Genomic DNA, 24,614 nt, shown 5'->3' on the forward strand with positions numbered 1-24,614 from the left:
GCCCGGATCAGTTGCAGGTCACAGCACCTTCAGCAATTCGACTTCGAACACCAGCGTCGCATTGGGCGGAATCACGCCGCCGGCACCACGCGCGCCGTAGCCGAGTTCGGGCGGAATCGTGAGCTTGCGCCGACCGCCTTCCTGCATGCCCTGCACCCCCTCGTCCCAGCCGCGGATCACATGGCCTGCCCCGAGAGGAAACTGGAACGGGTCGTTGCGATCCTTGCTCGAATCGAACTTGCGGCCGTCGGTCAGCCAGCCGGTGTAATGAACCGAGACCGTCTTGCCCTTCTCGGCCACGGCACCGTCGCCGGATGCCAGCTCTTCGAACACGAGGCCGCTGGGAAGGGTTTGCTGGGTCATGTGGAACCTCCTGAAAGTGCCGGCGCGGATCGCCGGCGTTGAAAGAAGCTTGTGCAGCGACGCAAAGCGCGTTCTTGCGGCTTGCGCTGCCCGATGGCCCGAATGTGTCATGCCTACGGCGTCCGGCGACCACTCCGGATCGACGGGCTTACCCGCGCTTACGGCGCTTTGCGAAGTTCTCGCGAAACTTCGCGATCTTCGGTGCGACGACGTACTGGCAGTAGGGCTGATCCGAATTCTTCGCGTAATAGTCGCGATGGTGGTCTTCGGCCGGCCAGAAGGTCTGCGCCCGCTCGACCCGGGTGACGATCGCCGACGGGAACACCCGCTGCTCCCCCATCTCCTCGATCAAGGCCAGCGCATCATGCAGTTGCGCATCGGTGGTCGGGAAAATCGCCGAGCGGTATTGGGTGCCGATGTCGTTGCCCTGGCGGTTCAGCGTGGTCGGATCGTGAATGACGAAGAAGATCTCGAGCAGATCGCGAAAGCTGATCCGCTCCGGATCGAATTCGATCCGCACGACTTCCGCGTGACCGGTTCCGCCCTCGCAGACTTCGTGATAAGTCGGGGATGCCACCTTGCCGCCACAGTAGCCTGGCTCTACCGACAGCACCCCTTCGACATCGACGAAAACCGCCTCCAGGCACCAGAAACACCCGCCGCCCAGGATCGCTGTTTCGATTCGAATGTCCGTCGTCAATCGGGTCATGCAATCACCTCCTGCTCGTGTTCGTGTGCGTTGAGACAACGACACGGGCACATCATTCCGCACTATCCGAACAGCGCGCGCAAACCCGCGCCCGGGTCCTCGACACGCATGAAGGCCTCGCCGACCAGGAAGGCATTCACGTCATGGGCACGCATCAGCGCGACGTCCCCGGGCCTCAGGATGCCGGATTCGGTCACGACGATGCGCTCTGCAGGGATCCGCTCGAGCAGGTCGAGGGTGGTCTGCAGGCTGACCTCGAAACTGCGCAGATCGCGGTTGTTGATGCCGAGCAAAGGCGTATCGAGCTCCAGCGCGAGCGACAGTTCCGCCGCATCATGCACTTCGACCAGAACCGCCATGCCCAATTGCTGCGCGATCGCCTCCATCTCCCGCATCTGCGCAAGGTCGAGCGCGGCGGCGATCAGCAGGATCGCATCCGCGCCCATCGCGCGGGCCTCATAGACCTGCCACGGATCGACCATGAAGTCCTTGCGCAATACCGGCAGCGCGCACGCCGCCCGCGCCGCCTCGAGATAATCGGCCGAGCCCTGGAAGAACTCGCGGTCGGTCAGCACCGACAGGCAGGCCGCGCCCGCCGCTTCATACGCGCGCGCGATCTCGGCGGGACGGAAATCGGCCCGGATGACGCCCCTGGACGGACTGGCCTTCTTGATCTCCGCGATGACGGCGGGCTGACCGTTCGCGATCCGGTCGCGAACGGCGGCGACGAAATCCCGCACGCGCGGTGCCGCAGCCGCATCGGCCTCGATCGACGTCCGCGGCCGCAGGACGAGCCCCGCCTCGACTTCCCGGTGCTTGACCGCGATGATTCGCTTCAGTATGTCGCTCATGTGGATCCCGACCAGAGTTCAGCCCGCCGTGCGGGTGAAGCGGACGAATTGGTCCAGTTTCGCTCGCGCAGCCCCGCTTGCGATGAGTTCGCGGGCACGCCGGATGCCCTCGGCAATGGAATCGCACAGGTTGGCCGTGTATAGCGCCACGCCGGCATTCAGGATTACGATCTCGCGTGCCGGTCCGGGTTTGTTCTCCAGCGCACCGAGCAGCGTGTCCATGGATTCCTCGACGTTTTCCACGCGCAGATTGCGGCTGCCGGCCATGGCCAGGTCGAAGTCCTCCGGGTGGATCTCGTACTCGATAATCCTGCCATCCTTGAGTTCTCCGACCATCGTCGCCGCGCCGAGGCTGACCTCGTCCATGCCGTCCAGGCCGTAGACCACCAGCACGTGATTGGCACCGAGGCGCTCCATGACCCGCGCCTGGATGCCGACCAGGTCGGGATGGAACACGCCCATCAATGTGTTCGGCGCACCCGCCGGATTGGTCAACGGCCCGAGAATGTTGAAGAGGGTCCGGACACCCATCTCGCGCCGCACCGGTGCGACATTCTTCATTGCGCTGTGGTGATTGGGCGCGAACATGAATCCGATGCCGGTCGCCTCGATACAGTCGGCCACCTGCTGCGGCGACATCGCGAGGTTGACCCCGAGCGCCTCCAGCACGTCCGCACTGCCGCTCTTGGACGACACGCTGCGGTTGCCATGCTTGGCCACCCGCGCACCGGCCGCGGCTGCGACGAAGATCGTCGCGGTCGAGATGTTGAAGGTGTTGGCGCCGTCGCCGCCGGTTCCGACCACGTCCAGGAAGTGCTCATGCGGCGGCGGCACGGTCACCCGCATGGACAGCTCGCGCATCACCGTGGCCGCCGCGGCGATCTCGCCGATCGTCTCCTTCTTGACCCTCAGGCCGGTCAGAATCGCGGCCGTCATCACTGGGGACACCTCGCCGGCCATGATCTGACGCATCAGCGACAGCATCTCGTCATAGAAGATCTCGCGGTGGTCGATCGTGCGCTGCAGGGCTTCCTGTGCGGTAATGGACATGTTGGACGTTCCTGATTGACGTTTTTTACGATGAAATCGAGATGGCCTGACGCGCAGCGGACGGATGTGCGCCCGAGGACGCTCCGGCCACCGGGACCCGCGTCAGGCCGGCACCGGCTCCGAAAGGAAGTTGCGCAGCAGATCGTGCCCGCACTCGCTCATGATCGACTCCGGATGAAACTGCACCCCTTCGACCGCGAGCGTCCTGTGACGTACGCCCATGATCTCGCCATCCTCGGTCCAGGCGGTGATCGCAAGACACTCGGGCAGCGTCTCGCGTTCGATCGCGAGCGAATGGTAACGGGTGCACACCAATGGATCGGGCAGCCCCCTGAACACGCCTTCGCCCGAATGCCGGACCGGCGAGGTCTTGCCATGCATCAGGCGCTTGGCATGCACGATGCGACCGCCGAACGCGACACCGATGCTCTGATGTCCGAGACAGACGCCGAGGATCGGTATCTTGCCGGCGAAGGCCTCGATGGCCGGCACCGAGATCCCGGCCTGGGCCGGCGCACACGGGCCCGGCGAGATCACCAGCTGCGACGGACGCAGCGCAGCGATCTGCTCCAGCGTGATCTCGTCGTTGCGAAACACCTTGACCACCGCACCCAGTTCGCCGAGATACTGCACCAGGTTGTAGGTGAAGCTGTCGTAGTTGTCGATCATCAGCAGCATGGCCGCATTCCTCGCAGGGATTCGATAGGGGCGCGTGACACCGGGACGCGCCCGCACATGGCATTCGCGTCGCTCAGGCTGCCGGGGTATCCAGCCCGGACTCCGCCATCTCGGCGGCGCGCAGCATCGCGCGCGCCTTGCTGCGCGTCTCCTGCCATTCGGCATCGGGATCGGAGTCGGCGACGATGCCGGCACCCGCCTGAACGTGGATCTGCCCGTCCTTGAGCACCGCGGTGCGGATCGCGATCGCGAGATCCATGTCGCCATGAAAGCCGATGTAGCCCGCCGCCCCGGCATAGACGCCGCGCTTGACCGGTTCGAGTTCGTCGATGATCTCCATCGCACGCACTTTGGGGGCACCCGACACGGTGCCGGCCGGAAAAGCGGCGCGCAGCACCGCCAGTGCATTGAGCTCGTCCTTGAGCCGCCCCTCGACGTTCGACACGATGTGCATCACATGCGAGTAGCGCTCGACATTGAACTGCTCGGTAACCCGGACCGAGCCGATCTCGGACACGCGACCGGCATCATTGCGACCCAGATCGAGCAGTTGCAGGTGCTCGGCCCGTTCCTTCTCGTCGGCCAGCAAATCCTTTTCAAGGGCCTCGTCCTCGGCAGGGTTGCTGCCGCGCCGGCGCGTACCGGCGATCGGACGAACCGTCACCCGCTTGCCACCACCGTCGTCGTCGAGCCGCACCAGGATCTCGGGTGACGCGCCGACGACATGGAAGTCCTCGAAGTTGAAATAGAACATGTAGGGCGAGGGGTTCAGCGTACGGATCGCGCGGTACAGCGCCAGCGGGCTTGCCGCGTAGGGCTTGCTCATGCGCTGCGACAGCACCACCTGCATGATGTCGCCGTCGACGATGTACTGCTTGGCCTTCGCCACCGCATCCTTGAAGGCCGCTTCACCGAAGCTGGACACCGCCTCCTGCGGCGCAGCACACGTGTCCTGCGGAATCCGGACCGGCTCGCGCAGGCGGGCGAGCAGTTCACGCAAGCGCTTCTTCGCGCGCTTGAACGCACCCGGCACCTCCGGCTCGGCGTAGACGACCAGCGTCAGCTTGCCCGACAGGTTGTCGACGATCGCGATCTCCTCGGACAGCAGCAGCAGGATGTCCGGTGTGCCGAGTTCATCCGGCTTCTCGGTGCCGGCCAGTCGCGGTTCGATGTAGCGCACAGTGTCGTAGCCGAAACACCCGACCAACCCCCCCGCGAAACGCGGCAGACCGTCGCGCGGCGGCACCTTGATGCGCGCCATGAACTCGGCGACGTAGTTGAGCGGATCACCGTAGTCGCGCCGCTCGACCAGCCGGTTGCCGGTCAGCAGCAAGGCCGATCGACCATAGACCTCCAGGCGGGTCGAGGCAGCCAGACCGATCATCGAATAGCGGCCGAAACGCTCCCCACCCTGCACCGACTCGAGCAGGTAGCTCCACGGCTCGTTGGCCAGCTTCAGGTAGATCGAAAGGGGGGTATCGAGATCCGCGAACGTTTCCAGCGTCACCGGAATACGGTTGTATCCCTTGGCTGCAAGTTCGTTGAATTCCTGCTCAAGCATGGAGACTCCAGAAACATCGTTGGTTCTGTGTTGCGAGGACCGCGGGCGCTTTGTCCCGCGCAGCACGGCGCGTTATTGTCGGCCCGAGGGCCAACCACGCCAGCAGACCGGAGCGGCGCTGCCGGGCATGAAGTCCTTGCGAGAAACCCTGATTCCGTATGTCACGATGTCGAGCGGTGGCTGTCGTGGGTGAGCGATGAAGGATCAGCGCGGAGCGATCCGATCGAGCGCTTCGTAGGCGGTCGATAGTAGCCCATCGCATTCGATGGTGTCCACCGGCATGCCCTCGCTGTAACCATAGGTCACCAGCAACACCGGGACGCCGGCGCCGCGGGCCGCCAGCGCGTCATTGGCCGAGTCGCCGATCATCAGCGCCCGGTCGAGCGGAGTGCCGAGCAGTTTGCACGCATGGACCACCACGGCCGGATCCGGCTTCTTGACCGGCAGCGTGTCGCCGCTGACCACGACCGAGAAGTAACCGGCCAGGCCCATGCGCTCGATCAATGGCAGCGTGAAAGCCTCGGCCTTGTTGGTGACGCAGGCCAGGCGCAGATTGCGCGCCCGCATCGCATCCAGCGTATCGATGACTCCCGGGAAGACGGTCGAGCGGCTGCCGTTGACTTCGGCATAGTGATGGCGGAAACGGGCCACCGCATGTTCGATCTCCGCGTCGGACGCCTCGTAACCGTCGGTCAGGCAGCGGCGCACCAGATTCGGAATGCCCTTGCCGACGAAGGCGCGAATCTCGTCCAGCGTGCGCTGCGGCCGAGCGATATCGGCCAGCATGCTGTTCGCGGCTTCGGCCAGATCATTCACCGTGTCGAGCAGCGTGCCATCAAGATCGAACAGCACCGACTCGACCCGGAAGAGGTCCGAAGTCATTGCGCCACCGTCGCCAGTTCGGCACGCAGCGCCGCGATCACGCCATCGTAGCGGTTCGGGTCGTCCTCGCGGGCCGCACCGAACACCGCGGACCCCGCGACGAAGGTGTCGGCACCCGCGCGCGCGATCTCGGCGATGTTGTCGACCTTCACGCCGCCGTCTATCTCGAGCAGGATCCGCCGGCCGCTGCGCGCCTCGTAAGCATCGAGCTTGTGTCGCGCGGCGCGCAGCTTGTTCAGGGTCTCCGGGATGAACTTCTGGCCGCCGAATCCGGGGTTCACGCTCATCAGCAGCACGATGTCGAGCTTGTCGAGCACATGGTCGAGATAATGCAGCGGGGTCGCGGGGTTGAACACGAGTCCGGCCTGGCAGCCGGAATCACGGATCAGGCCCAGGCTGCGATCGACATGCTCGGACGCTTCGGGGTGAAAGGTGATCAGGTTGGCCCCCGCCTTCGCGAAGTCCGGGATGATCCGATCGACCGGCTTGACCATCAGATGCACATCGATCGGCGCACCCGTATGCGGACGGATCGCATCGCACACCAGCGGGCCGATGGTCAGGTTGGGTACGTAATGATTGTCCATCACGTCGAAATGGATCCAGTCGGCGCCAGCTGCGACGACATCGCGCACCTCCTCGCCCAGGCGGGCAAAGTCGGCAGAGAGCAGGCTTGGGGCTATGCGAAACATCGTCGTTTCCTTATGCATCGGTTTGACCGGATTGTACGCACAAAGCGTTCCGGGGCATCATGTACGAACCGAAGCGCTCAGCGCACACACACCCTTCTGACCTGCACCATGTCGGTCATGCCGGCCAGCACCTTCTCGATGCCATCCTGGCGCAGCGTGCGCATGCCCTCGCTCAGAGCCGTTTCCAGCAACTTGGCCGCGCGCGCGCGCTCCTGGATCTGTCGCCTCAGTTCGTTTGATCCGAGCATCAGCTCGTGCAGACCGACCCGCCCCTTGTAGCCTTCGACACACTCCGGACAGCCGACCGGCCGGTACAGCGTGAAACGCCCCTCGACGTCGGTGAAACGCGTCTTCCAGTCGGCCAGGATCTGGGCTTCGGCGGCCTTCTCGTCGGCCGCGAAGGCCGGGGTATGGTGCATGTCCTCGCAGTACTCGGACAGCAGGCGCTCGATCTCGTGCTGGTCGGGATGGTAGGCCTGCCGACACTTGGGGCACAGCCGCTTGGTGAGGCGTTGCGCCAGCACGCCGATCAACGCGTCTGCGAAGTTGAACGGGTCCATGCCCATGTCCAGCAGTCTCACGACCGACTCGGGCGCGCTGTTGGTATGCAAGGTCGAGAATACCAGGTGGCCGGTCAGCGACGCCTCGATGCCGATCGACACCGTCTCGGCATCGCGCATCTCGCCGACCATGATCACGTCAGGATCGGCACGCAGGAATGCACGCATCATCGTCGCGAAATCCAGTCCGGCCTTGCGATTGACCTGTACCTGGCGAAGACCCTTCTGCGTGATCTCGACCGGATCCTCGGCGGTCCAGATCTTGGTTTCAGGCGTGTTGATGTAGCCCAGGATGGAATGCAGCGTCGTGGTCTTGCCCGATCCGGTCGGACCGCAGACGAAGAAGATGCCCTGGGGCCGCGTGATGGTGCGCTTGATGCGCTCGAGGTTCTGCGGCGACAGCGCCAGCGCGTCAAGCGGCATCGGCTCGCCGGACGTGAGCAGGCGCAGCACCACGTCTTCCAGGCCACCGGCGGTCGGGACCGTGGCGACCCGCAGCTCGATGTCGAGCGGCGCGTATTTGCGGAACCTGATCTTGCCGTCCTGCGGCTTGCGCTTCTCCGAGATGTCCAGATCGCACATGATCTTGATCCGCGTCACCAGCGGATTGCGGTAGCTGGCCGGCACGTTGATATACGGCACCAGCGTGCCGTCCTTGCGGAAGCGGATCAGCGTCTTTTCCTTGCCCGGACGCGGCTCGATGTGGATGTCGGAGGCGCCCTGACGATAGGCGTCGATGATGATGCGATTCACGAGCTTGACCAGTTCGTTGTCGGCAGCGGCGTTGACGTCGTCGGCGATGGAGCCTTCCTGGTCGTCCTCGCCCATGTCCGAAAGCAGTTCCGACACCGATCCGGCGTCCAGGGCCGGCTCGAAGAACTGGTCCACGGTCTGCTTGAATTCCTCCCGGGTCGTAACCCGCATCTGCAGGCGACTCTTCGTAAACACGTTGTGTGCGACGCGTGACGACCGCACCTGTTCCGGATCGATCGTCAGGATGGTGATGCCGTCCGGGGTCTCCTCCAGGGGCAACCAGTGGTTTTGCTCGACGTAATCACGCTTGATGTTGCGCAACAGATCGACCTGCTTCAGACGATCCTGGCGGTAGGGCTCGTAGGGCACGTTGAAGTAGCGGGCCGCCGCCTCGCCGATCTCGGCCAGCGTCAACTTCAGCGAATCGACCAGGATGCTCTCGACCGTGACGCCGGTCTCGCGCGCGCGCCGTGTGGCCGCATCGAGTTCATTGGCGCTGATGCGCCCATCGGCCACCAGCGCGTCGAAGCGCGAACGCAGCATCGCCGGCGTCTGGCTCCGTTTCGAGAAGGCCACCGCAAGCGTCTGCGCGAGACCCAGCAGTCCTTCCTCCATCACGGGCAAAAACGGACCGCCGGTCTGGTTGTTGATCAGCTGCACCACGCCCTGCAAGCGCCCGCTGTCCGGGTCGATCAAGGGCGCGACCAGCATCTCGCGACATCGGAAGCCGGTCGCTTCGTCGAGGTCGCGCCGGAACCTGAGTTGCGGCGAAATCGCGTGCAGCTCGCCCTCATCGTAGACATCGGCGATGTTGAGCACTTGCCCCGAGAACGCGACATAACCGCCGACGCTGGTTTCGTCGATCGACAACTGGATGCCTTGCATCGATTCGAGACCGGTCTTGACCCGGGCGATGATCGCATCACCCGATTCGGCCATCGTGTAGATCGTCAGGCGGTCGGCCTCGAACAGGCGGCAGATCTCGCTCGAGAGCTCGAAGATGATGTCATCGATCAGGATCGCCGCATGGATCCGGGTGGTGATGGCCTGCAGGCCCTTGAAGAATGCCAGCCGGCGTGCGACGTCGCTTGTCGCGGACTTGACCTTGATCGCATCGTTCATCGAAGAATCCCAGGCTAGAGCGCGCTCATCACCGGACATGGCAACTCGCGCAAGCCCGATAGATTAGCGCAATCGATCCGGTTTGGGCATGCACATCCCGCGCCAAGGGGTTCAGAAGTCCAGCACCTCGCCCTGGATCAGCGCCCGAGGACGAAGGCGGCCGACCTGGGCGTCGATCTGGCTCATGATGAAATCATCGAGTCCCGGTTTCAGGTGGCTGATGTGCACGGTGGGCGAAACCACCAGTGCGTCGAGCATCGCCCGCAGCATGCTGGGGCACAGATGACGCGATGCGAGCGCGAGGCCATGCTGTTCGTCCGAGAACGCGGTTTCCACGATCAGGTGGCTCAGGTCGGACAAACCGTTTATCGCGGCGATCAGCTCGCGTGAATACGCGGTGTCGCCGGTGTACACCAGCTTGCCGGATCCGCTGTCGAGACAATAGCCGATCGCCGGCACCGTGTGATGCGCCGGCAATGCGGTGATCCGGCGGCTGCCCAGCCGCACGGTCTCGCCGATCCTGACCGGCTGGAAGCGCAGAAAGGGATGGCGTCGATCCGGAATCGCCGTGAAGTCCGGCCATACCAGCCAGTTGAACACATGGGAACGCAGAATCCGGATGGTTTCCTCGGTCGCATACACCGTGAGCGGCATGTTGCGCACTTCGCCGACCGAATCGACCATCAATGGGATCGACGTGATGTGATCCATGTGGGAATGCGTGACGAACACATGATCGACCCGGGCGAGTTGCTCGAACTCCAGGTCGCCCACACCGGTGCCGCAGTCGATGAGCACGTCCTCATCCACCAGAAACGAAGTCGTCCGTGTCCGGTTTCCGCCTATTCCGCCACTGCAGCCCAGCACTTTAAGCTTCATCTTCCCCGGTATCGCGCAGTGTCGACACGCACTTGAGGCGGGTGGACAGGGTTGGTTCGAGACGTCCAGAGCTTAGCACCAGCTCGAGCCTCGGCCGTGTGCACTAACTCACGCGACCGGATCAACCACGCATGTAAAAGGCCATCTTGACACCGGCAATGTCCAGAACGTCGTTATCCTGCAGCTGATGCGCCTGCGCATTCAGCGCCCGACCATTGACCAGCGGAAAACGCTCGCCTTCGACATGCGTGATGTAGTAACCGGCGGGCCTGCGGGTGATCACCGCCACCTGTTGCCCGGGCTTGCCGAGCGTGACCAGGGACTTGGACAGAACCAGTTCCCGCCCCGCGTTGGTTCCGCTGAGCACCTGGATCACGCCGACCCGTCCCCCCGCACCGGCTGCGTCGTCGTGCTGCACTGCCTGTCTGAGTTCCGGCGGAATGACCTGCGTATGGGTCGCCGAGGCGGACGGCGGGGGTGCCCTGCGAATCGGGAAATCGGAGTCCGGCGACACGGAGATCGCTTCGAGCGCTGCGGTGTCGGTGAAATCCGACGCGTGCGAGGTCTCCTGCGCCGCGTCCGCGATGAACTTGAGCCGATACTTGCCCAGCTCGACGACGTCGTTGGACTGAAGCACGTGTTTCTTGACCGGCTGTCCATTCACATAGGTGCCGTTGGTACTGTTCAGGTCCTCGAGGAAGGCGTCATCGAGAATGGTCGTGATCAACGCATGCTGGCCGCTGATCGCGAGATTGTCGATCTGGATGTCATTATTCGATTTGCGCCCGATCGAGATCCGTTCCTTGTCGAGCGGTATCTCCTTCAGAACGAGCCCGTCCATGCTGAGTATCAACTTCGGCATCGCGTTTCTTCCGTGTTGGCTGAACCACAAACCCGGCTCTAATCATACGATCATTCTAGCAAGCACGATCGACACATTGTCCCGGCCTCCATGTCGATTGGCCGCGTCGACGAGTCGGTCCGCGATCTGCTCGAGCGACGCGTCGGCCATCATAAGATCGGCGATCTGTCGATCCGACAGCATGTCGGTGAGGCCGTCGGAGCACAGCAGGAAGAGATCGCCGATCCGGGCCTCATGGGTCGCGATATCGATCTCCACCCTCGATGTCACGCCCAGACCCCGGGTCAACATGCCTTTTGCACCGGAGAGGCTCACGTCGTCGGCACGTACCAGACCCTCGTCCATGCGCTCCTGCAGCACCGTGTGGTCACGCGTCAGCTGACGCAGGAGGCCATCACGCAGACGGTACATACGCGAGTCACCGACATGCGCCACGATGACATCGGACGCGACGAAAATGGCCGCCACCACGGTGCTGCCCATCAGCGCGAGTTCGGCATCCTGCTGTCCGGCGCGATAGATCTCGGCATTGGCCGCGCGCACCGCATTCTTGAGGGCGAGGGACGCTTCGTCGGCGGACCAGTCCGGTCGATAGGCCGCTGCGAGCGATCGCTCCACCGCCTCGACGCCGATTCGCGCGGCGATGTCGCCCCCGCGGTAGCCCCCCATGCCATCGGCGAGAATCGCCCAGGCCTGGTCCAGCCCCAGGCCGATCACATCCTCGTTGCGCTCACGCAACCTGCCGATATCACTGCGGGCGACGATTTCGATGCGGTTCATGGGATCCCTGGATGTCCTCAGGCTGCGGACGGCTCAATACGGGAGCGGCTTGCCGGCGACGCCCCGCTCCCGGGCGCGTTCGAGCACGCTGGCCGCGAGCGCGATGTCCTGGACCGCCATGCCCTGAGATTCGAACAGCGTGATCTGCGCGGATCCGGTTCGCCCCGGACGGAGTCCTGCAACGATCTCACCGAGTTCCACCCAGCGACCCACATGGGTGCGGCCTTTCTCGAGCGAGGGCAACAGGTCGCCGGCCTCGCGGAGCGCCGTCTCGCGGGCATCGACGCAGATCAGGTCGGCCCGCTGGACCGCAGCCTCGGGCAACTCCTGACGCGCGAGGCTGTTCGAGCCTGCGGCCGTGACATGCATGCCGGGTGCTAGCCATTGCGCGTCGAACAGCGGCTTCGGCGATGTCGTGACGGTGATCACCACGTCCGAACCGCGCACGGTTTCCTCGGCGCTGGCGGCCGCCACGACCTCGCGGCCACTCGCAGCGCTCATGCGACGACAGAAATCGGCCACACGCTCCGAATTGCGCGCGAACACCTTGATCCGCTCCACCGGGCGCACTGCGCACAGCGCGAGCAACTGCCCTTCGGCCTGCCAGCCCGCCCCGAACATGCCGGCCACCCGCACATCCGGCCGCGCCAGCCATTTCGCAGCGACACCGCCGGCCGCACCGGTCCGGGTCATGCCAAGCCGGTCGGCCTCCAGCACCGCAACGGGGTCGCCATTATGCGCATCGAACAGGTGCACCCAGAAGCGCGCCTTTCCACCCGACGTCGTATAGACCTTGAAACCGGTCAGATTCACCGATGGCACCCCACCCTGCAGCATGTGCGTGATCGTGCCCGGTAGCCGCACCCGCTGGCGCGGATGGTCGATCGCATCGCCGCGGGCGTGCTCGGCCATGACGCGCTCGACGACATCGATCGTGCTCGGCATGTCGAGCAGGCCCGCCACATCCTGCTCGGTCAGGTAGATCGCCATTCGATTCTCCTCACTTGAGATGATCCCGTCACGATTTCCCAATTCGGGTCGTCGATCCCTGGATTCTAGCCCGGATCGACGGCGGCCGCGCGCGCGATCAAGCACGCCGACCGTATGCGGCTCACATCGAATCAGGTCGCCGGGCGAGCGACGCACGCACGGGTCAACGAAAAACGCCGGACGAACCGGCGTTTTTCGTGATTGAGCCCTGCCCGGATGGTCGCCTACAGCAGCGCCTTGAGCAGCTTGCCCATCTCGGACGGATCGCGCGTGACCGTAAAGCCGCACTCTTCCATGATCGCGAGCTTCGCATCGGCCGTATCGGCACCGCCGGAGATCAGCGCACCGGCGTGACCCATGCGTTTGCCGGCCGGCGCAGTGACGCCCGCGATGAAACCGACGATCGGCTTCTTCATGTTCTCCTTGCACCACATCGCGGCTTCGGCCTCGTCCGGACCGCCGATTTCGCCGATCATGATGACCGCATCGGTGTCCGGATCGTCGTTGAACAGTCTCATCACGTCGATATGCTTCAGCCCGTTGATCGGGTCACCGCCGATACCGACCGCCGAGGACTGGCCCAGACCGATCTCGGTCAGCTGCGCGACCGCTTCATAGGTGAGGGTACCGGAGCGCGACACCACGCCGATCCGGCCCTTGCGATGAATGTGGCCCGGCATGATGCCGATCTTGATTTCGTCCGGCGTGATGAGCCCCGGACAGTTCGGACCGAGCAACAGCGTTTCCTTGCCGCCGTTGGCAACCTTCTGCTTCATCTTGTTGCGCACCATCAGCATGTCGCGCACCGGGATCCCCTCGGTGATGCAGATCGCCAGGTCCAGGTCGGCCTCGCAGGCTTCCCAGATCGCGGCGGCGGCACCAGCCGGCGGCACGTAGATGACCGACACGGTGGCGCCCTGCGTCTCTTTCGCTTCCTTGACGCTGGCGTAGATCGGGATGCCCTCGAACTCCTCGCCGGCTTTCTTGGGATTCACGCCCGCGACGAAGCAGTTGGCGCCGTTTGCGTACTCGCGGCACTTGGATGTGTGGAACATGCCGGTCTTGCCGGTGATGCCCTGGGTGATGACCTTGGTGTCTTTATTGATCAGGATGGACATTCGGAACTCTCCTTAGTTGACCGCAGCAACGATCTTGGTTGCAGCTTCCGCCATGGAGTCGGCCGCGATGATCGGCAGGCCGGATTCCGCGAGTATCTTCTTGCCGATTTCCTCGTTGGTGCCCTTCATGCGCACGACCAGAGGAACGGAGAGATGAACCTCGCGTGCAGCGGTCACCACGCCAGCGGCAATGGTGTCACAACGCATGATGCCGCCGAAGATGTTGACCAGGATGCCCTTGACCTTGGGGTTCTTGAGCATGATCTTGAACGCTTCGGTGACCTTTTCGGCCGTCGCGCCGCCGCCGACATCGAGGAAGTTGGCCGGCTCGGCGCCGAACAGCTTGATCGTGTCCATCGTGGCCATTGCGAGACCGGCGCCATTGACCAGACAGCCGATGTTGCCATCGAGGCTGATGTAGGCGAGATCGTACTTGGAGGCTTCCAGTTCGTCGGCGTCTTCCTCGTCGAGGTCACGGTACTCGACGATTTCGGGATGACGGTAGAGCGAGTTGGAGTCGAAGTTGAACTTGGCGTCCAGCGCCTTGATGTTGCCGTTGCCTTCGAGAATCAGCGGATTGATCTCGGCCAGCGATGCGTCGGTTTCCATGTAGCAGGTGTAGAGCTTCTTCAGCGTATCGACCGCCTGCGCCTGGGACGCTGCCGGTACGCCGATACCCTGCGCGAGCTCGGTCGCCTGCGCGTCGGTCAGGCCGACCAGGGGGTCGACGAACACCTTGATGATCTTCTCGGGCGTGTTGTGCGCGACTTCCTCGATGTCCATGCCGCCTTCGGAGGACGCCATCATCGCGACCTTCTGCGTGGCGCGGTCGGTCAGCGCGGCAACGTAGTATTCATGCTTGATGTCGGCGCCTTCCTCGATCAGCAGACGGCGAACCAGCTGTCCTTCCGGCCCGGTCTGATGCGTCACGAGTTGCATGCCGAGAATCTCGCCTGCGCGCGCCTGAACCTCGTGCGGCGATTTCGCGATTTTCACGCCACCGCCCTTGCCGCGGCCACCGGCGTGAATCTGGGCTTTCACGACCCAGATGTTGCCGCCCAGTTCCTCGGCCGCCTTGACCGCTTCGTCGACGCTGAAGCATGCCTTGCCCTTCGGCGTCACGACACCGAACTTCCTCAGTATTTCTTTTGCCTGATACTCATGAATCTTCATGATTGCCCTTCGATCGAAGTTGCAGTGCGTTCATGCGCTGCAAACAGGTTGATGGGACGCTTCGGGTTTCCCGACGGCGGATGACGTCTCCCTATCCCCAACGCCCGCCGTCACCGATCGACGCGAATCGACCGGCTCCGTCTCATGACTCGCCCCCGTAACGGAGGCTATGGCCTCAAGAACGGCTGATTATAACCGGAATATCGCAGTGCAAAATCAATCGCGCCATGCCGCGCCCGGGGCTGGCGCTCAGTCCAGGCCTTCACTGCCCCTGTACCAGCGCGGGTAGTAACGCTTTACTGCCGATGCGGTGGTTTCCAGCGCATGACAGCGATCGAGCTGGAACGGCTTCTCACCCGAGTCGTCGTTTTCGCGCCGGAAGGTTGCGAAGGTCTGGATCGCCGCGGTCGGAAGACTCAGCAGCAGTTCGGTCACATGGGAGCAACCGCGCACGTCGCGGAACATCTCGGCCACCGTGCGCCGGAAACCCCGCACCAGGTTCAGTCCGACCAGCTGGGCGTAGGCCGGACCTATGGTGTCGCAATACCCAGGATAAGGGACCCATTCCGACGTGGCCTCGGCATGAACGATGGTGAACTCGTTATCCAGCGTGACGCGCACCCACATGCGGTGCACCGGATCACCGGCGTGTCGCACGCCCGAGGCAAGCGGATAATCGGCATCCTTGACATCCTCGAGCATCGCATCCAGCTCGAGCAGCCCGTCTTCGCGGAGATATCCGTCGATCACGATTCGACGGCGATGCGCCCTTCGACGGGGCGTTTGAGGCGTGGGTAAAGGCATTGGAATGCGTACGGTAACGTATGGACCAGCGCAATGATACCTGTAAACCCGTCGGACAAAACCGAGGACGACCACCTCCGGCACTGATTCCTAGGAGGCTGTCGGACTTGAGCGATCGTCACGAGCCGGGTGGGAAAGCGAGGACAGATCTGGTCGATTTTGAGGCGCATAGTGGTTCTATGCAACGAAAAATCGGGCAGATATGGACCGATTCTCCCACCGGCGCAGTAGATCAGCCTCAAGTCCGACAGCCTCCTAGGCCCCGCCGGGACGCGCGGACGCGCGGTCAACACATCGACCCGAGCCGATGAAGCTGGCATCTGGGACCACGCGTGTCATATGCATCGCATCCATGATGACGAATTTATTTACAATGTCGGACATTTCGATCGGTACCGACCTTCAATGACGACTCATCCCGGCGAGCAAGACGCGCGAATGAAACGATTCGAACCGAAAGTCCTGGCGATGCTGCTCGCGGGCTTTTCCCTGGCACTGACGGTGGGCGACGCAAGCGCGGCCCGGCTGGGGGACCTGACCACACTGTCTGCAACAGGTCAGGCCCTCAGAGTGGAGATCGCCTCGCCGGAGAGCACCGCGGATCGCGTCGCAGCGTGTATCCGGGTTGCAGCGCCAGCGACATCGACGGACGGTATTCCGTTCGTCCGCGCGGCGACCGTTTCGCTGACGGGGCGGGGGTCCGGCGCGCGCATCGTCGTGACGCACCCCGAAGCGGTATTCGAGCCGATCCTGAAGCTCGTGCTGCAGGATATGTGCGAAGCACGCATGACGAAAGAATATACACTGCTGCTGCCGGGGCCGGTCGAACTGGCGACGCCGGTCGCGGTGGCGTCGCCACAGCCACGACCGGCGTCGCCTCGGCCAGCCCGTGCGCCGGCCCCCGCCGCACCACGGGCGACGCAGACCTGGACGACGGTTGCAGGCGAGTCGGTGGCCTCCATCGCCCAGGCGATGTACCCGAGGGACGCGGGCGCGCGCAACGCATTCATTGCCGGCGTGCGTCAGGCCAATCCGGGGTTGACCGGCGACACGCCCACCGCCCCGCTTCCGCCGGGCACGGCACTGAACATACCCAGCCTCGCCCGCGTCGCGGCCGCGTCCACCGAGCCGCGCGCGCGCGCCACGCCGCGCCCGGCGGCGGCGCGCCCGACCACAGCCGCGCCGCAACCGCGGGAAGCATCTGCGCCCCCGGCGCCGTCCGTGCCGCCGACCGCCGCTTCGGTCGCCGAGCCGCCTGCTCCGGTATCGCCCGCCGACCGGCTCGTGCTGCAACAGGACGCCGACCGGGAGACGCGCTCGAGCGACGAAGCCCTGTCCCAGGCCACTGCCGACGAGTTGCTGGCGCGCGAGGACGTGCTGGTTTCGGCGATAGACCGCACCATCAATTCGCAACTCGAAATGCTCGAGCGCCTGCGACGACTGGAGGAGATCCAGACCGCATTGCGCGACCAGCTTCAGATGGCCGAGGCTCCGTTGGCGCAGTTGGCGACCAGTGCGCCGGGAACGCCGTCAGCGAGCATGCCGAACGACGTACCCGAAGACCGTATTCCCGAACGGGAGACCTCGCCCGCCGCCCAGCAATGGCCCGAATGGTGGAAACCGGCAGCAGGCGCACTCGCGGTCGCCCTGCTGTTGCTCCTGCTGCTGCGTCGGCGTGAGTCGGACAGCGCCCCGCTTTCCGGCGCAACTGCGCGTCGCGTGGCCCCGACCACCGAGTGGCTGTCCGAGGTGCCCACGCGCGCTGGACAGTACACCGGGCGAGAGACCCCTGCCCAGGCGGAGACGCCCCCTTCGGTCCACAACGCGGCGCTCGAGTGGGAGGCGGATGCCCGTCGCGCCGGAATCGTCACAGACGAAGCCACGGCAGTCCCGGCTCTGTCGCAGGAGGACGAAGTCGTCGAGGAGCACGAGTCGGCGGTGGAACTGGCCGACATCATGGTGAGTTTCGGGCGCCTGCGTGGCGCGGCCGACACGTTGGCCGAATTCATTCGCGCGAATCCGAAACAGGCGCTGTCGCCATGGCTGAAGCTGATGGACATCTACCGCGCAGCCGGCATGAAACCCGAATTCGATACGCTGGCTCGACAGCTGAACATGACCTTTAACGTGAAGGCGGTCACCTGGGAGAATTTCGAGGCGTCCCGCAAGGACGACGGTGGTCTCGAGGCGATGCCGCACATCCTGGACAAGGTTCTGCAGTTCTGGGGCAGCCGGGAATGTCAGGCCTATCTCGAGACCATCGTGCGCGACAACCGGGGGGGCACCCGCCAGGGCTTCGGCCTTTCAGTCATCGATGACATCGTGGTGCTGGCCTCCATACTCGAAGAGCATCTCGGCCGCTACCGCCCGACTTCCCCCTGACACGACGCAGCTCAAAGCCGGCCATGCCGGCGAACGTGCCGCCCCAGCGGTGCGCCAGCCCTCAGACGGGGTTGTCGAGGTCGATGAAATCGGCCTCGAGGTTCAGCACCTGCCGAAGATGTTCCGCCAACGCTCGCACGCCGTATCGCTCGGTCGCGTGATGTCCGGCCGCAATGTAGGCCACACCCGACTCACGCGCCAGATGCACCGTCTGCTCGGAAATCTCCCCGGACACATAAAGATCCGCACCGGCCGCGATCGCGTGCTCGAAGTAGCCCTGCGCACCGCCGGTGCACCAGGCCACCCGACCGACCTTTCGATCACCGTTGCCGATCAGCATCGGTTTGCGCTCGAGCACCGTCTCGAGGCGGTCCGCCACGCCGGCGGCCACTTGGGGCTGAACTGGGCGTCCGATCCAGCCCAGACTCTGATCACCGAATCGCCCGTCGACGGACCAGTTCATCAGCTTGCCCAGTTGCGCGTTGTTGCCCAGATCCGGATGCGCATCGAGCGGCAAATGGTACGCGAACAGGCTGACATCGGCCTTGAGCAACGCGGCCAGACGACGCTTGCGAATGCCTGTGATGCGACCATCCTCGCCTCGCCAGAAATAGCCGTGGTGCACGAGCAGCGCGTCATACCCGCCCTCGACCGCCCGATCCACGAGCGCCTGACTCGCGGTGACGCCGCACAGGATGCGACGCACCACAGCGCGGCCTTCCACTTGCAGACCGTTTGGGCAATAATCCTTGAAAATGGTGACGTCCAGCAGCGTGTCCAGATGTTCGCGCAAACTATCGAGTTGCATTAGTCGCCCTTCCCTTTCGGTTGAAACCAGCGCTTTGCGGGTATCGGCGCTGCGATCGCCCGATGTTACTACGCGAGCATCGCGCATCGTGCCAGAAGCCATGACGCAAACACTTCCCCGATCACCCTCATTTCGAGAACGCTGACGCCGATGCGCCAATTGTGGCTCGTTTTTGCCCAGACCGTGACCGTTGCCGTCGCCGCGCTGTTCGTGGTCACCACGCTCAAGCCGGACTGGATCGGCACCCGGTCGTTTCCGATGCAACCGGCAACGGTGACCATCGTCCAGGCACCCGAGCGCCTCACCGTGGCCGCGGCTCCGGGATCGTATGCGGAGGCTGCAGGTCGCTCCATGCATGCGGTCGTCCATATCTTCACCAGTCGCGACACGCTGACGGCGGGGCCCCCGCTTCGCGACGATCCGTTGTCCCGGCATTTTTTCGGTGACCGGGACGAGGGGGGCCAGCAGGCGCCGTCCGGCCGGGGATCCGGCGTCATCGTCAGTCCGGACGGACTCGTGCTGACCAACAATCATGTCATCGATGCGGCCGACGGAATCGAGATCGCACTGAACGACGGACGCAAATATCCGGCACGCTTGATCGGTCGCGACCCCGAAACCGACCTTGCCGTTCTGCGCCTGCAGGGCGCCGCCGAACTGCCTTTCATAACGTTCTCGTCCCCGGAGTCGCTACAGGTCGGCGATGTCGTGCTCGCGATCGGCAACCCGTTCGGCGTCGGTCAGACCGTGACGATGGGCATCGTGTCCGCACTCGGTCGGACACGGCTCGGCATCAGCACCTTCGAGAACTACATTCAGACCGATGCCGCGATCAATCCGGGTAACTCCGGCGGCGCACTGGTCGACGCCAACGGAAACCTGGTCGGTATCAATACCGCGATCTACTCGAGCACCGGCGGCTCGCTGGGCATCGGCTTTGCGATTCCGGTATCGCTCGCCAGCAAGGTCCTCGAACAGATCGTGGCGAGCGGCGAGGTCACGCGCGGCTGGGTAGGGGTCGAGATACAGGAGATCACGCGGGATCTCGCGCTGTCCTTCGGCCTGAAAAACACCGCTGGCGCTTTGATCTCCGGCGTGCTGCGGGGCAGCCCCGCCGAAAAGGCGGGAATCCGCCCCGGCGACATAGTGGTCGAACTCGATGGCCGCGCGGTCATCGGCGCACGCGAAATGCTGGAGATGGTGGCGGAACTCGCACCCGGCCAGAGGACGCCATTCAAGCTTCGCCGTTCAGGTGGAGAGGTCGAGGTGGCGGTCGGAATCGGACGCCGCCCGACCCCGTCCGCCAACCGGCGGCCCTGATTACTTCGGACCCTGTTCCGCTTCCTCGATCCGATCCAGTTCCTTGTCCAGATCCTCTTCGCTCGGCGTTGTGTAGACCTCGTCCTTATCGGTGGCGGATTTCGGTTTCGACAACATTCTCGCAAGGATGATGCCGACCTCGTACAGCACGATCATCGGCACCGCGAGCATGAACTGCGAGATCACGTCGGGCGGCGTAATGATTGCGGCGATGATGAAGGCACCGACGATCACGTAAGGGCGGGCGTCCTTGAGCTTTTCCACGCTCACCACACCGGCCTTGACCAGCAGAATCACCGCGACCGGCACCTCGAAGGTGATGCCGAACGCGATGAACAGCGTCATCACGAAGGACAGGTACTGCTCGATGTCAGGCGCCGGGACGATGCTCTTTGGCGCGAACTCGGCGATGAACCTGAACACCGTGCCGAACACGAAGAAATAGCAGAACGCCATGCCAGCCAGGAACAGCAGCGTGCTGCCCAGCACCAGCGGCAGGCCGACCCGCTTTTCGTGCGAATAGAGGCCCGGCGCGATGAAAGACCACGCCTGATAGAGAACTACGGGTAGTGCCAGAAGGAAGGACACCAGCAGTGTGACCTTGACCGGCACGAAGAACGGCGTCACGACGCCGGTCGCGATCATGTTCGTGCCCTCGGGCAGCGTGTTCATCATCGGTAGCGCGAGGATGTCGTAGATGTCCCCGGCCCACGGCATCAAGACGACGAAGAACACCAGGATCACGACGACCGCGCGCAGCACGCGGTCGCGCAATTCGACCAGATGCGAGATGAAGGTTTCCTGCACGGTGCTCATGATCGGTCGACCGTCTGCTTGCGCTTGGCCGATGCATCCAGACCGAGTTCGAGTTGCGGCCCGCCGCCACCGGCATCCGTCGCATCCTGCGGTCCTCCCCCTGAGGCGTCTAGCGACTTGCCATGGGTGTCCGGCATCGGCGGGGACGAGTCATGCGCGAGTGCGCCGGTGACCGCACCGGAAGCCGGCCTGACCGGGGAGGTGTTGTGCTGCCCGATCGCAAGATCCTTTTCGAGCCCCGCCGCCGTCTTTCCGATGTCGCCCTCGACCTTGCTCATCTGGCTACGGACCGAGGTCTCGAGATCGCGCGCCTGCTCCTCGACCTGCTTCTGAAGCTTCTTGAGATCCTCCAACTGCATTTCACGGGTGATGTCGGACTTGACGTCGGAAACATAGCGCTGCAGACGGCCGAGCAGATGTCCGGCAGTCCGCGCCACCTTGGGCAGGCGCTCCGGTCCGACGACGATCAGCGCCACCAGCGCCACCAGCATGAGTTCCGTGAAACCGAAATCGAACATTTAGGAAACCATCAAAGCAGAGGGGCGCCCTACCGCCGCCCCTCGATCCATCGTTCTGAAACCCGGACTGTCGCGTCAGGAACTGACCTTGTCGGATTTTTCCCGGACTTCGGCATCGATCGTCTTCTCGCTGGCCAGCTTTTTCTTTTCGGCGTCGGCGTCGGCATCCGCTTCCTTGATGCCTTCCTTGAACCCCTTGACCGCACCGCCGAGGTCCTGGCCGATGTTGCGCAGCTTCTTCGTTCCGAACACCAGCATGACGATCAGCAGCACGACCAGCCAGTGCCAGATACTGAATGAACCCATTGGTTTCTCCTTATCTCTTCAACATGGCAGGAAGTACCTCCGTGCCACCGAGAACATGAACGTGCAGATGATACACCTCCTGGCGCCCCACCCGACCCGTGTTGATTATGGTCCGAAAGCCCTCGGTGCATCCTTGTTCCCGGGCAAGTTTTCCGACCATCGTCATCAACTTCCCGAGCAGCGGTGAGTCCTCCGCCTGCACATCGGCCATCGACGGAATATGGCGCTTCGGGATTACGAGAAAATGAACCGGGGCGACCGGATGGATATCATGGAAGGCGACGATGTCGTCGTCCTCATGGATCTTATTGGACGGAATCTCCCCCGAGCCGATCTTGCAGAAGATGCAATCACCCATGTCGATCTCCCTTTGACGCACGCGCTTTCTTCTCGTCTATGCCTGAGACCCCTTCCCGACGCCGGAATTCGGCCAGCACGTCATCCACGGACAATCCGTGATGGGCGAGCAACACCATGGAGTGGAACCACAGATCGGTGACCTCCCATACGACATGCAGCAGGTCACCGTCCTTGGAGGCCATGATGGTTTCCGCGGCCTCTTCCGCGATCTTCTTGCAGATCGCGTCGGTGCCCTTCGCGTACAGGCTAGATACATACGACGCATCCGGATCGGCGGCCTTGCGTTCGGCCAGCGTTGCGGAGACGCGGTGCAATACTTCGATATCGATCATTTGTATATGTCCTCGGGTGCTTTCAAAATCGGATCGACGGCTTCCCACGCGCCATCGGCGAGGTATCGCTGGAAGAAACAGCTGTGCCGCCCGGTGTGGCAGGCGATGCCACCTACCTGCTCGACCTTGAGCAGGATCACGTCGTTGTCGCAGTCGATGCGCATCTCGACGACTTTCTGGATGTGACCGGATTCCTCGCCCTTGTGCCAGAGCTTGCGGCGCGAGCGCGACCAATAGACTGCCTGCCCGAGCTCTGCGGTGCGCTCCAGCGCCTCGCGGTTCATCCATGCGAACATCAACACGTCGCCGGTGCCCGCCTCCTGGGCGATCACCGGCACCAGGCCCTGGTCGTCCCATCTGACCTCGTTCAGCCAGCTCGAGCGTCTTACGATCGTCACAGCCTCACCTCGATGCCACGCGAGCGCATCAGTTCCTTGGCTTCGCGAACCGTATGCTGCCCAAAATGAAAGATGCTGGCGGCCAGCACGGCATCGGCATGCCCGTCCGAGACGCCTTCGGCCAGGTGTTCGAGCGAGCCGACGCCGCCACTGGCGATCACCGGCACCGAAACCGCATCGGACACGGCGCGGGTCAGGCCGAGATCGAACCCGCTCTTCGTTCCGTCCCGATCCATGCTGGTCAGCAGGATCTCGCCTGCGCCCAGGCATACCACCTTGCGGGCCCATTCGATTGCATCGAGTCCCGTGTTGTTGCGCCCGCCATGGGTGAAGACCTCCCACTTGCCGGGCCCGGTCTGCTTTGCGTCGATCGCGACCACGATGCACTGGCTGCCGACCTTGCCGGCCGCATCGGCCACCACCTGGGGATTGTTGACCGCTGCAGTGTTGATGCTGACCTTGTCGGCACCTGCATTCAGCAGGCGGCGCACATCCTCGACGGTACGCACGCCACCGCCGACCGTGAGTGGAATGAAGACCTGGTCGGCGACCTGTTCGACCACGTGCAGGATGATTTCACGGGCATCGGAACTGGCGGTGATGTCGAGGAAGGTGAGCTCGTCCGCGCCCTGTTCGTCATATCTTCGCGCAATCTCGACCGGGTCTCCGGCATCCCGCAGCGAGACGAAGTTCACACCCTTGACGACACGCCCGGCGTTGACATCGAGACAGGGGATGATGCGCTTGGCCAGCATCAGCGGGGACCGCCGCCCAGTTCGTCCGCACGCGCCTGGGCACGTGCGAAATCGAGGGTGCCCTCGTAGATGGCGCGACCCGTGATCGCGCCCATCACGCCTTCGCCCTCTACCGCGCACAGGGCATCGATATCCGCGAGTGTGGCGATGCCGCCACTGGCGATGACCGGAATGCGCAGCGCGCGGGCCAGTCGCACCGTCGCGTCGATGTTCACCCCGGAAAGCATGCCGTCGCGTCCGATGTCCGTATAGACGATCGCTTCGACCCCATAATCCTCGTACTTCCTGGCCAGATCGATGACGTCATGGCCGGTCATCTTGGACCAGCCGTCGGTGGCGACCTTGCCCTCCTTCGCATCCAGTCCGACGATGACATGTCCCGGGAAAGCGCTGCACGCATCATGCAGAAAGCCCGGGTTCTTGACCGCTGCCGTCCCGATGATCACATAGGTGATGCCGTTGTCGAGATAGGCTTCGATCGTGTCCAGATCGCGGATGCCGCCGCCGAGCTGCACCGGAATATCGTCACCGACCTCTTCGACGATGGCACGTATCGCAGCCTGGTTCTTGGGCTTGCCCGCAAATGCGCCATTCAGATCGACCAGGTGCAGTCGCCTCGCCCCCTGATCGATCCAGCGCCGCGCCATCGCACCGGGGTCTTCCGAGAAGACGGTCGCGTCGTCCATTTCGCCTTGCTTCAGGCGAACACAATGACCGTCCTTGAGGTCGATGGCAGGAATAAGCAGCATAGGGAAGAGAGTCTGAGGAGTTGATCGGATCAAACGGAGAACG

27 protein-coding genes are annotated in these 24,614 nt (G+C 63.7%); 2 read left to right on the forward strand and 25 right to left on the reverse strand.

Annotated features, from left to right (window positions below):
* Positions 1 to 18: 18 nt before the first annotated feature.
* The 16 genes from ACKVEX_RS05935 to ACKVEX_RS06010 all read right to left on the reverse strand — a co-directional run bounded on the left by ACKVEX_RS05935 (position 19) and on the right by ACKVEX_RS06010 (position 15,827).
* Positions 19 to 363 (reverse strand): FKBP-type peptidyl-prolyl cis-trans isomerase, encoded by a 345-nt coding sequence (locus ACKVEX_RS05935; RefSeq protein WP_473214778.1) that lies wholly within the window; start codon positions 361 to 363, stop codon positions 19 to 21.
* A 148-nt stretch (positions 364 to 511) separates the two neighbouring features.
* On the reverse strand, positions 512 to 1,072 hold the full coding sequence (gene msrA / locus ACKVEX_RS05940; RefSeq protein WP_473214779.1) for a peptide-methionine (S)-S-oxide reductase MsrA: 561 nt from the start codon (positions 1,070 to 1,072) through the stop codon (positions 512 to 514).
* A 62-nt stretch (positions 1,073 to 1,134) separates the two neighbouring features.
* Positions 1,135 to 1,923, reverse strand: a complete 789-nt coding sequence (gene trpC / locus ACKVEX_RS05945; protein ID WP_473214780.1) for an indole-3-glycerol phosphate synthase TrpC — start codon at positions 1,921 to 1,923, stop codon at positions 1,135 to 1,137.
* Between the two features lie 18 nt (positions 1,924 to 1,941).
* Positions 1,942 to 2,973 carry an anthranilate phosphoribosyltransferase gene (gene trpD / locus ACKVEX_RS05950; protein WP_473214781.1) on the reverse strand — a complete coding sequence of 344 codons (1,032 nt, stop codon included), beginning with the start codon at positions 2,971 to 2,973 and terminating at the stop codon, positions 1,942 to 1,944.
* Positions 2,974 to 3,075: 102 nt separating this feature from the next.
* Entirely contained in the window at positions 3,076 to 3,651 is a 576-nt protein-coding gene (locus ACKVEX_RS05955) for an aminodeoxychorismate/anthranilate synthase component II (protein WP_473214782.1), read from the reverse strand.
* Positions 3,652 to 3,724: 73 nt separating this feature from the next.
* A complete protein-coding gene (gene trpE / locus ACKVEX_RS05960) occupies positions 3,725 to 5,212 on the reverse strand; it encodes an anthranilate synthase component I (RefSeq protein WP_473214783.1) in 1,488 nt (495 codons plus the stop codon).
* Positions 5,213 to 5,416: 204 nt separating this feature from the next.
* A complete protein-coding gene (locus tag ACKVEX_RS05965; RefSeq protein ID WP_473214784.1) occupies positions 5,417 to 6,094 on the reverse strand; it encodes a phosphoglycolate phosphatase in 678 nt (225 codons plus the stop codon).
* Positions 6,091 to 6,786, reverse strand: a complete 696-nt coding sequence (gene rpe / locus ACKVEX_RS05970) for a ribulose-phosphate 3-epimerase (RefSeq protein ID WP_473214785.1) — start codon at positions 6,784 to 6,786, stop codon at positions 6,091 to 6,093. Before rpe ends, ACKVEX_RS05965 begins: the two co-directional genes overlap by 4 nt.
* Positions 6,787 to 6,863: 77 nt before the next feature.
* Positions 6,864 to 9,221, reverse strand: a complete 2,358-nt coding sequence (locus tag ACKVEX_RS05975; protein WP_473214786.1) for a GspE/PulE family protein — start codon at positions 9,219 to 9,221, stop codon at positions 6,864 to 6,866.
* A gap of 111 nt (positions 9,222 to 9,332) precedes the next feature.
* Positions 9,333 to 10,100, reverse strand: coding sequence for a 3',5'-cyclic-nucleotide phosphodiesterase (locus ACKVEX_RS05980; protein WP_473214787.1), 768 nt, complete (start codon positions 10,098 to 10,100; stop codon positions 9,333 to 9,335).
* A gap of 121 nt (positions 10,101 to 10,221) precedes the next feature.
* Positions 10,222 to 10,962: an FHA domain-containing protein gene (locus tag ACKVEX_RS05985; protein WP_473214788.1), complete on the reverse strand. Its 741-nt coding sequence runs from the start codon at positions 10,960 to 10,962 to the stop codon at positions 10,222 to 10,224.
* A 42-nt stretch (positions 10,963 to 11,004) separates the two neighbouring features.
* Positions 11,005 to 11,742 carry a PP2C family protein-serine/threonine phosphatase gene (locus tag ACKVEX_RS05990; RefSeq protein WP_473214789.1) on the reverse strand — a complete coding sequence of 246 codons (738 nt, stop codon included), beginning with the start codon at positions 11,740 to 11,742 and terminating at the stop codon, positions 11,005 to 11,007.
* A gap of 33 nt (positions 11,743 to 11,775) precedes the next feature.
* Complete coding sequence (locus ACKVEX_RS05995; RefSeq protein WP_473214790.1) at positions 11,776 to 12,732, reverse strand: ornithine cyclodeaminase family protein; 957 nt, start codon at positions 12,730 to 12,732, stop codon at positions 11,776 to 11,778.
* Between the two features lie 224 nt (positions 12,733 to 12,956).
* A complete protein-coding gene (gene sucD, locus ACKVEX_RS06000; RefSeq protein WP_473214791.1) occupies positions 12,957 to 13,850 on the reverse strand; it encodes a succinate--CoA ligase subunit alpha in 894 nt (297 codons plus the stop codon).
* Positions 13,851 to 13,862: 12 nt separating this feature from the next.
* Positions 13,863 to 15,023 (reverse strand): ADP-forming succinate--CoA ligase subunit beta, encoded by a 1,161-nt coding sequence (sucC, locus tag ACKVEX_RS06005; protein ID WP_473214792.1) that lies wholly within the window; start codon positions 15,021 to 15,023, stop codon positions 13,863 to 13,865.
* Positions 15,024 to 15,272: 249 nt separating this feature from the next.
* Positions 15,273 to 15,827 (reverse strand): DUF2889 domain-containing protein, encoded by a 555-nt coding sequence (locus tag ACKVEX_RS06010; RefSeq protein WP_473214793.1) that lies wholly within the window; start codon positions 15,825 to 15,827, stop codon positions 15,273 to 15,275.
* Positions 15,828 to 16,265: 438 nt separating this feature from the next.
* On the opposite strand from ACKVEX_RS06010, the gene ACKVEX_RS06015 reads away from it, so the two are divergent.
* Complete coding sequence (locus tag ACKVEX_RS06015; protein ID WP_473214794.1) at positions 16,266 to 18,209, forward strand: type IV pilus assembly protein FimV; 1,944 nt, start codon at positions 16,266 to 16,268, stop codon at positions 18,207 to 18,209.
* A gap of 61 nt (positions 18,210 to 18,270) precedes the next feature.
* On the opposite strand, the gene ACKVEX_RS06020 is transcribed toward ACKVEX_RS06015, so the two are convergent.
* Positions 18,271 to 19,017, reverse strand: a complete 747-nt coding sequence (locus ACKVEX_RS06020; protein WP_473214795.1) for a Nif3-like dinuclear metal center hexameric protein — start codon at positions 19,015 to 19,017, stop codon at positions 18,271 to 18,273.
* Between the two features lie 150 nt (positions 19,018 to 19,167).
* Here ACKVEX_RS06020 and ACKVEX_RS06025 point away from each other — a divergent pair, with 150 nt between their 5' ends.
* Positions 19,168 to 20,337: a trypsin-like peptidase domain-containing protein gene (locus ACKVEX_RS06025; protein WP_473214796.1), complete on the forward strand. Its 1,170-nt coding sequence runs from the start codon at positions 19,168 to 19,170 to the stop codon at positions 20,335 to 20,337.
* Here ACKVEX_RS06025 and tatC read toward each other — a convergent pair whose 3' ends face one another.
* The 8 genes from tatC to hisA form a co-directional block, all read right to left on the reverse strand.
* Positions 20,338 to 21,153 (reverse strand): twin-arginine translocase subunit TatC, encoded by an 816-nt coding sequence (gene tatC, locus ACKVEX_RS06030; RefSeq protein WP_473214797.1) that lies wholly within the window; start codon positions 21,151 to 21,153, stop codon positions 20,338 to 20,340. It abuts the gene before it with no gap.
* On the reverse strand, positions 21,150 to 21,671 hold the full coding sequence (tatB, locus tag ACKVEX_RS06035; RefSeq protein ID WP_473214798.1) for a Sec-independent protein translocase protein TatB: 522 nt from the start codon (positions 21,669 to 21,671) through the stop codon (positions 21,150 to 21,152). The genes tatC and tatB overlap by 4 nt, the downstream gene beginning before the upstream one ends.
* Before the next feature lie 75 nt (positions 21,672 to 21,746).
* A complete protein-coding gene (gene tatA, locus ACKVEX_RS06040) occupies positions 21,747 to 21,977 on the reverse strand; it encodes a Sec-independent protein translocase subunit TatA (RefSeq protein ID WP_473214799.1) in 231 nt (76 codons plus the stop codon).
* Between the two features lie 10 nt (positions 21,978 to 21,987).
* The gene (locus ACKVEX_RS06045; RefSeq protein WP_473214800.1) at positions 21,988 to 22,335 is read right to left on the reverse strand and encodes a histidine triad nucleotide-binding protein; all 348 of its coding nucleotides are present in this window, start codon (positions 22,333 to 22,335) and stop codon (positions 21,988 to 21,990) included.
* Entirely contained in the window at positions 22,328 to 22,669 is a 342-nt protein-coding gene (locus tag ACKVEX_RS06050) for a phosphoribosyl-ATP diphosphatase (protein WP_473214801.1), read from the reverse strand. Before ACKVEX_RS06050 ends, ACKVEX_RS06045 begins: the two co-directional genes overlap by 8 nt.
* The gene (gene hisI, locus ACKVEX_RS06055) at positions 22,666 to 23,061 is read right to left on the reverse strand and encodes a phosphoribosyl-AMP cyclohydrolase (protein WP_473214884.1); all 396 of its coding nucleotides are present in this window, start codon (positions 23,059 to 23,061) and stop codon (positions 22,666 to 22,668) included. The genes ACKVEX_RS06050 and hisI overlap by 4 nt, the downstream gene beginning before the upstream one ends.
* Before the next feature lie 2 nt (positions 23,062 to 23,063).
* Positions 23,064 to 23,822: an imidazole glycerol phosphate synthase subunit HisF gene (gene hisF, locus ACKVEX_RS06060; protein WP_473214802.1), complete on the reverse strand. Its 759-nt coding sequence runs from the start codon at positions 23,820 to 23,822 to the stop codon at positions 23,064 to 23,066.
* The gene (gene hisA, locus ACKVEX_RS06065) at positions 23,822 to 24,571 is read right to left on the reverse strand and encodes a 1-(5-phosphoribosyl)-5-[(5-phosphoribosylamino)methylideneamino]imidazole-4-carboxamide isomerase (RefSeq protein ID WP_473214803.1); all 750 of its coding nucleotides are present in this window, start codon (positions 24,569 to 24,571) and stop codon (positions 23,822 to 23,824) included. The genes hisF and hisA overlap by 1 nt, the downstream gene beginning before the upstream one ends.
* Positions 24,572 to 24,614 lie beyond the last annotated feature (43 nt).

Source organism: Denitraticella aggregata (genome assembly GCF_048158365.1).
In the GTDB taxonomy this organism is placed as follows: domain Bacteria; phylum Pseudomonadota; class Gammaproteobacteria; order Burkholderiales; family Rhodocyclaceae; genus Azoarcus_F.

Excerpts from the sequence above, each read along its gene's own strand:
- ACKVEX_RS05935 (WP_473214778.1), bottom strand. The coding sequence starts at position 363 with ATGACCCAGCAAACCCTTCCCAGCGGCCTCGTGTTCGAAGAGCTGGCA.
- msrA (WP_473214779.1), bottom strand. The coding sequence starts at position 1,072 with ATGACCCGATTGACGACGGACATTCGAATCGAAACAGCGATCCTGGGC.
- trpC (WP_473214780.1), bottom strand. The coding sequence starts at position 1,923 with ATGAGCGACATACTGAAGCGAATCATCGCGGTCAAGCACCGGGAAGTC.
- trpD (WP_473214781.1), bottom strand. The coding sequence starts at position 2,973 with ATGTCCATTACCGCACAGGAAGCCCTGCAGCGCACGATCGACCACCGC.
- ACKVEX_RS05955 (WP_473214782.1), bottom strand. The coding sequence starts at position 3,651 with ATGCTGCTGATGATCGACAACTACGACAGCTTCACCTACAACCTGGTG.
- trpE (WP_473214783.1), bottom strand. The coding sequence starts at position 5,212 with ATGCTTGAGCAGGAATTCAACGAACTTGCAGCCAAGGGATACAACCGT.
- ACKVEX_RS05965 (WP_473214784.1), bottom strand. The coding sequence starts at position 6,094 with ATGACTTCGGACCTCTTCCGGGTCGAGTCGGTGCTGTTCGATCTTGAT.
- rpe (WP_473214785.1), bottom strand. The coding sequence starts at position 6,786 with ATGTTTCGCATAGCCCCAAGCCTGCTCTCTGCCGACTTTGCCCGCCTG.
- ACKVEX_RS05975 (WP_473214786.1), bottom strand. The coding sequence starts at position 9,221 with ATGAACGATGCGATCAAGGTCAAGTCCGCGACAAGCGACGTCGCACGC.
- ACKVEX_RS05980 (WP_473214787.1), bottom strand. The coding sequence starts at position 10,100 with ATGAAGCTTAAAGTGCTGGGCTGCAGTGGCGGAATAGGCGGAAACCGG.
- ACKVEX_RS05985 (WP_473214788.1), bottom strand. The coding sequence starts at position 10,962 with ATGCCGAAGTTGATACTCAGCATGGACGGGCTCGTTCTGAAGGAGATA.
- ACKVEX_RS05990 (WP_473214789.1), bottom strand. The coding sequence starts at position 11,742 with ATGAACCGCATCGAAATCGTCGCCCGCAGTGATATCGGCAGGTTGCGT.
- ACKVEX_RS05995 (WP_473214790.1), bottom strand. The coding sequence starts at position 12,732 with ATGGCGATCTACCTGACCGAGCAGGATGTGGCGGGCCTGCTCGACATG.
- sucD (WP_473214791.1), bottom strand. The coding sequence starts at position 13,850 with ATGTCCATCCTGATCAATAAAGACACCAAGGTCATCACCCAGGGCATC.
- sucC (WP_473214792.1), bottom strand. The coding sequence starts at position 15,023 with ATGAAGATTCATGAGTATCAGGCAAAAGAAATACTGAGGAAGTTCGGT.
- ACKVEX_RS06010 (WP_473214793.1), bottom strand. The coding sequence starts at position 15,827 with ATGCCTTTACCCACGCCTCAAACGCCCCGTCGAAGGGCGCATCGCCGT.
- ACKVEX_RS06015 (WP_473214794.1), top strand. The coding sequence starts at position 16,266 with ATGAAACGATTCGAACCGAAAGTCCTGGCGATGCTGCTCGCGGGCTTT.
- ACKVEX_RS06020 (WP_473214795.1), bottom strand. The coding sequence starts at position 19,017 with ATGCAACTCGATAGTTTGCGCGAACATCTGGACACGCTGCTGGACGTC.
- ACKVEX_RS06025 (WP_473214796.1), top strand. The coding sequence starts at position 19,168 with ATGCGCCAATTGTGGCTCGTTTTTGCCCAGACCGTGACCGTTGCCGTC.
- tatC (WP_473214797.1), bottom strand. The coding sequence starts at position 21,153 with ATGAGCACCGTGCAGGAAACCTTCATCTCGCATCTGGTCGAATTGCGC.
- tatB (WP_473214798.1), bottom strand. The coding sequence starts at position 21,671 with ATGTTCGATTTCGGTTTCACGGAACTCATGCTGGTGGCGCTGGTGGCG.
- tatA (WP_473214799.1), bottom strand. The coding sequence starts at position 21,977 with ATGGGTTCATTCAGTATCTGGCACTGGCTGGTCGTGCTGCTGATCGTC.
- ACKVEX_RS06045 (WP_473214800.1), bottom strand. The coding sequence starts at position 22,335 with ATGGGTGATTGCATCTTCTGCAAGATCGGCTCGGGGGAGATTCCGTCC.
- ACKVEX_RS06050 (WP_473214801.1), bottom strand. The coding sequence starts at position 22,669 with ATGATCGATATCGAAGTATTGCACCGCGTCTCCGCAACGCTGGCCGAA.
- hisF (WP_473214802.1), bottom strand. The coding sequence starts at position 23,822 with ATGCTGGCCAAGCGCATCATCCCCTGTCTCGATGTCAACGCCGGGCGT.
- hisA (WP_473214803.1), bottom strand. The coding sequence starts at position 24,571 with ATGCTGCTTATTCCTGCCATCGACCTCAAGGACGGTCATTGTGTTCGC.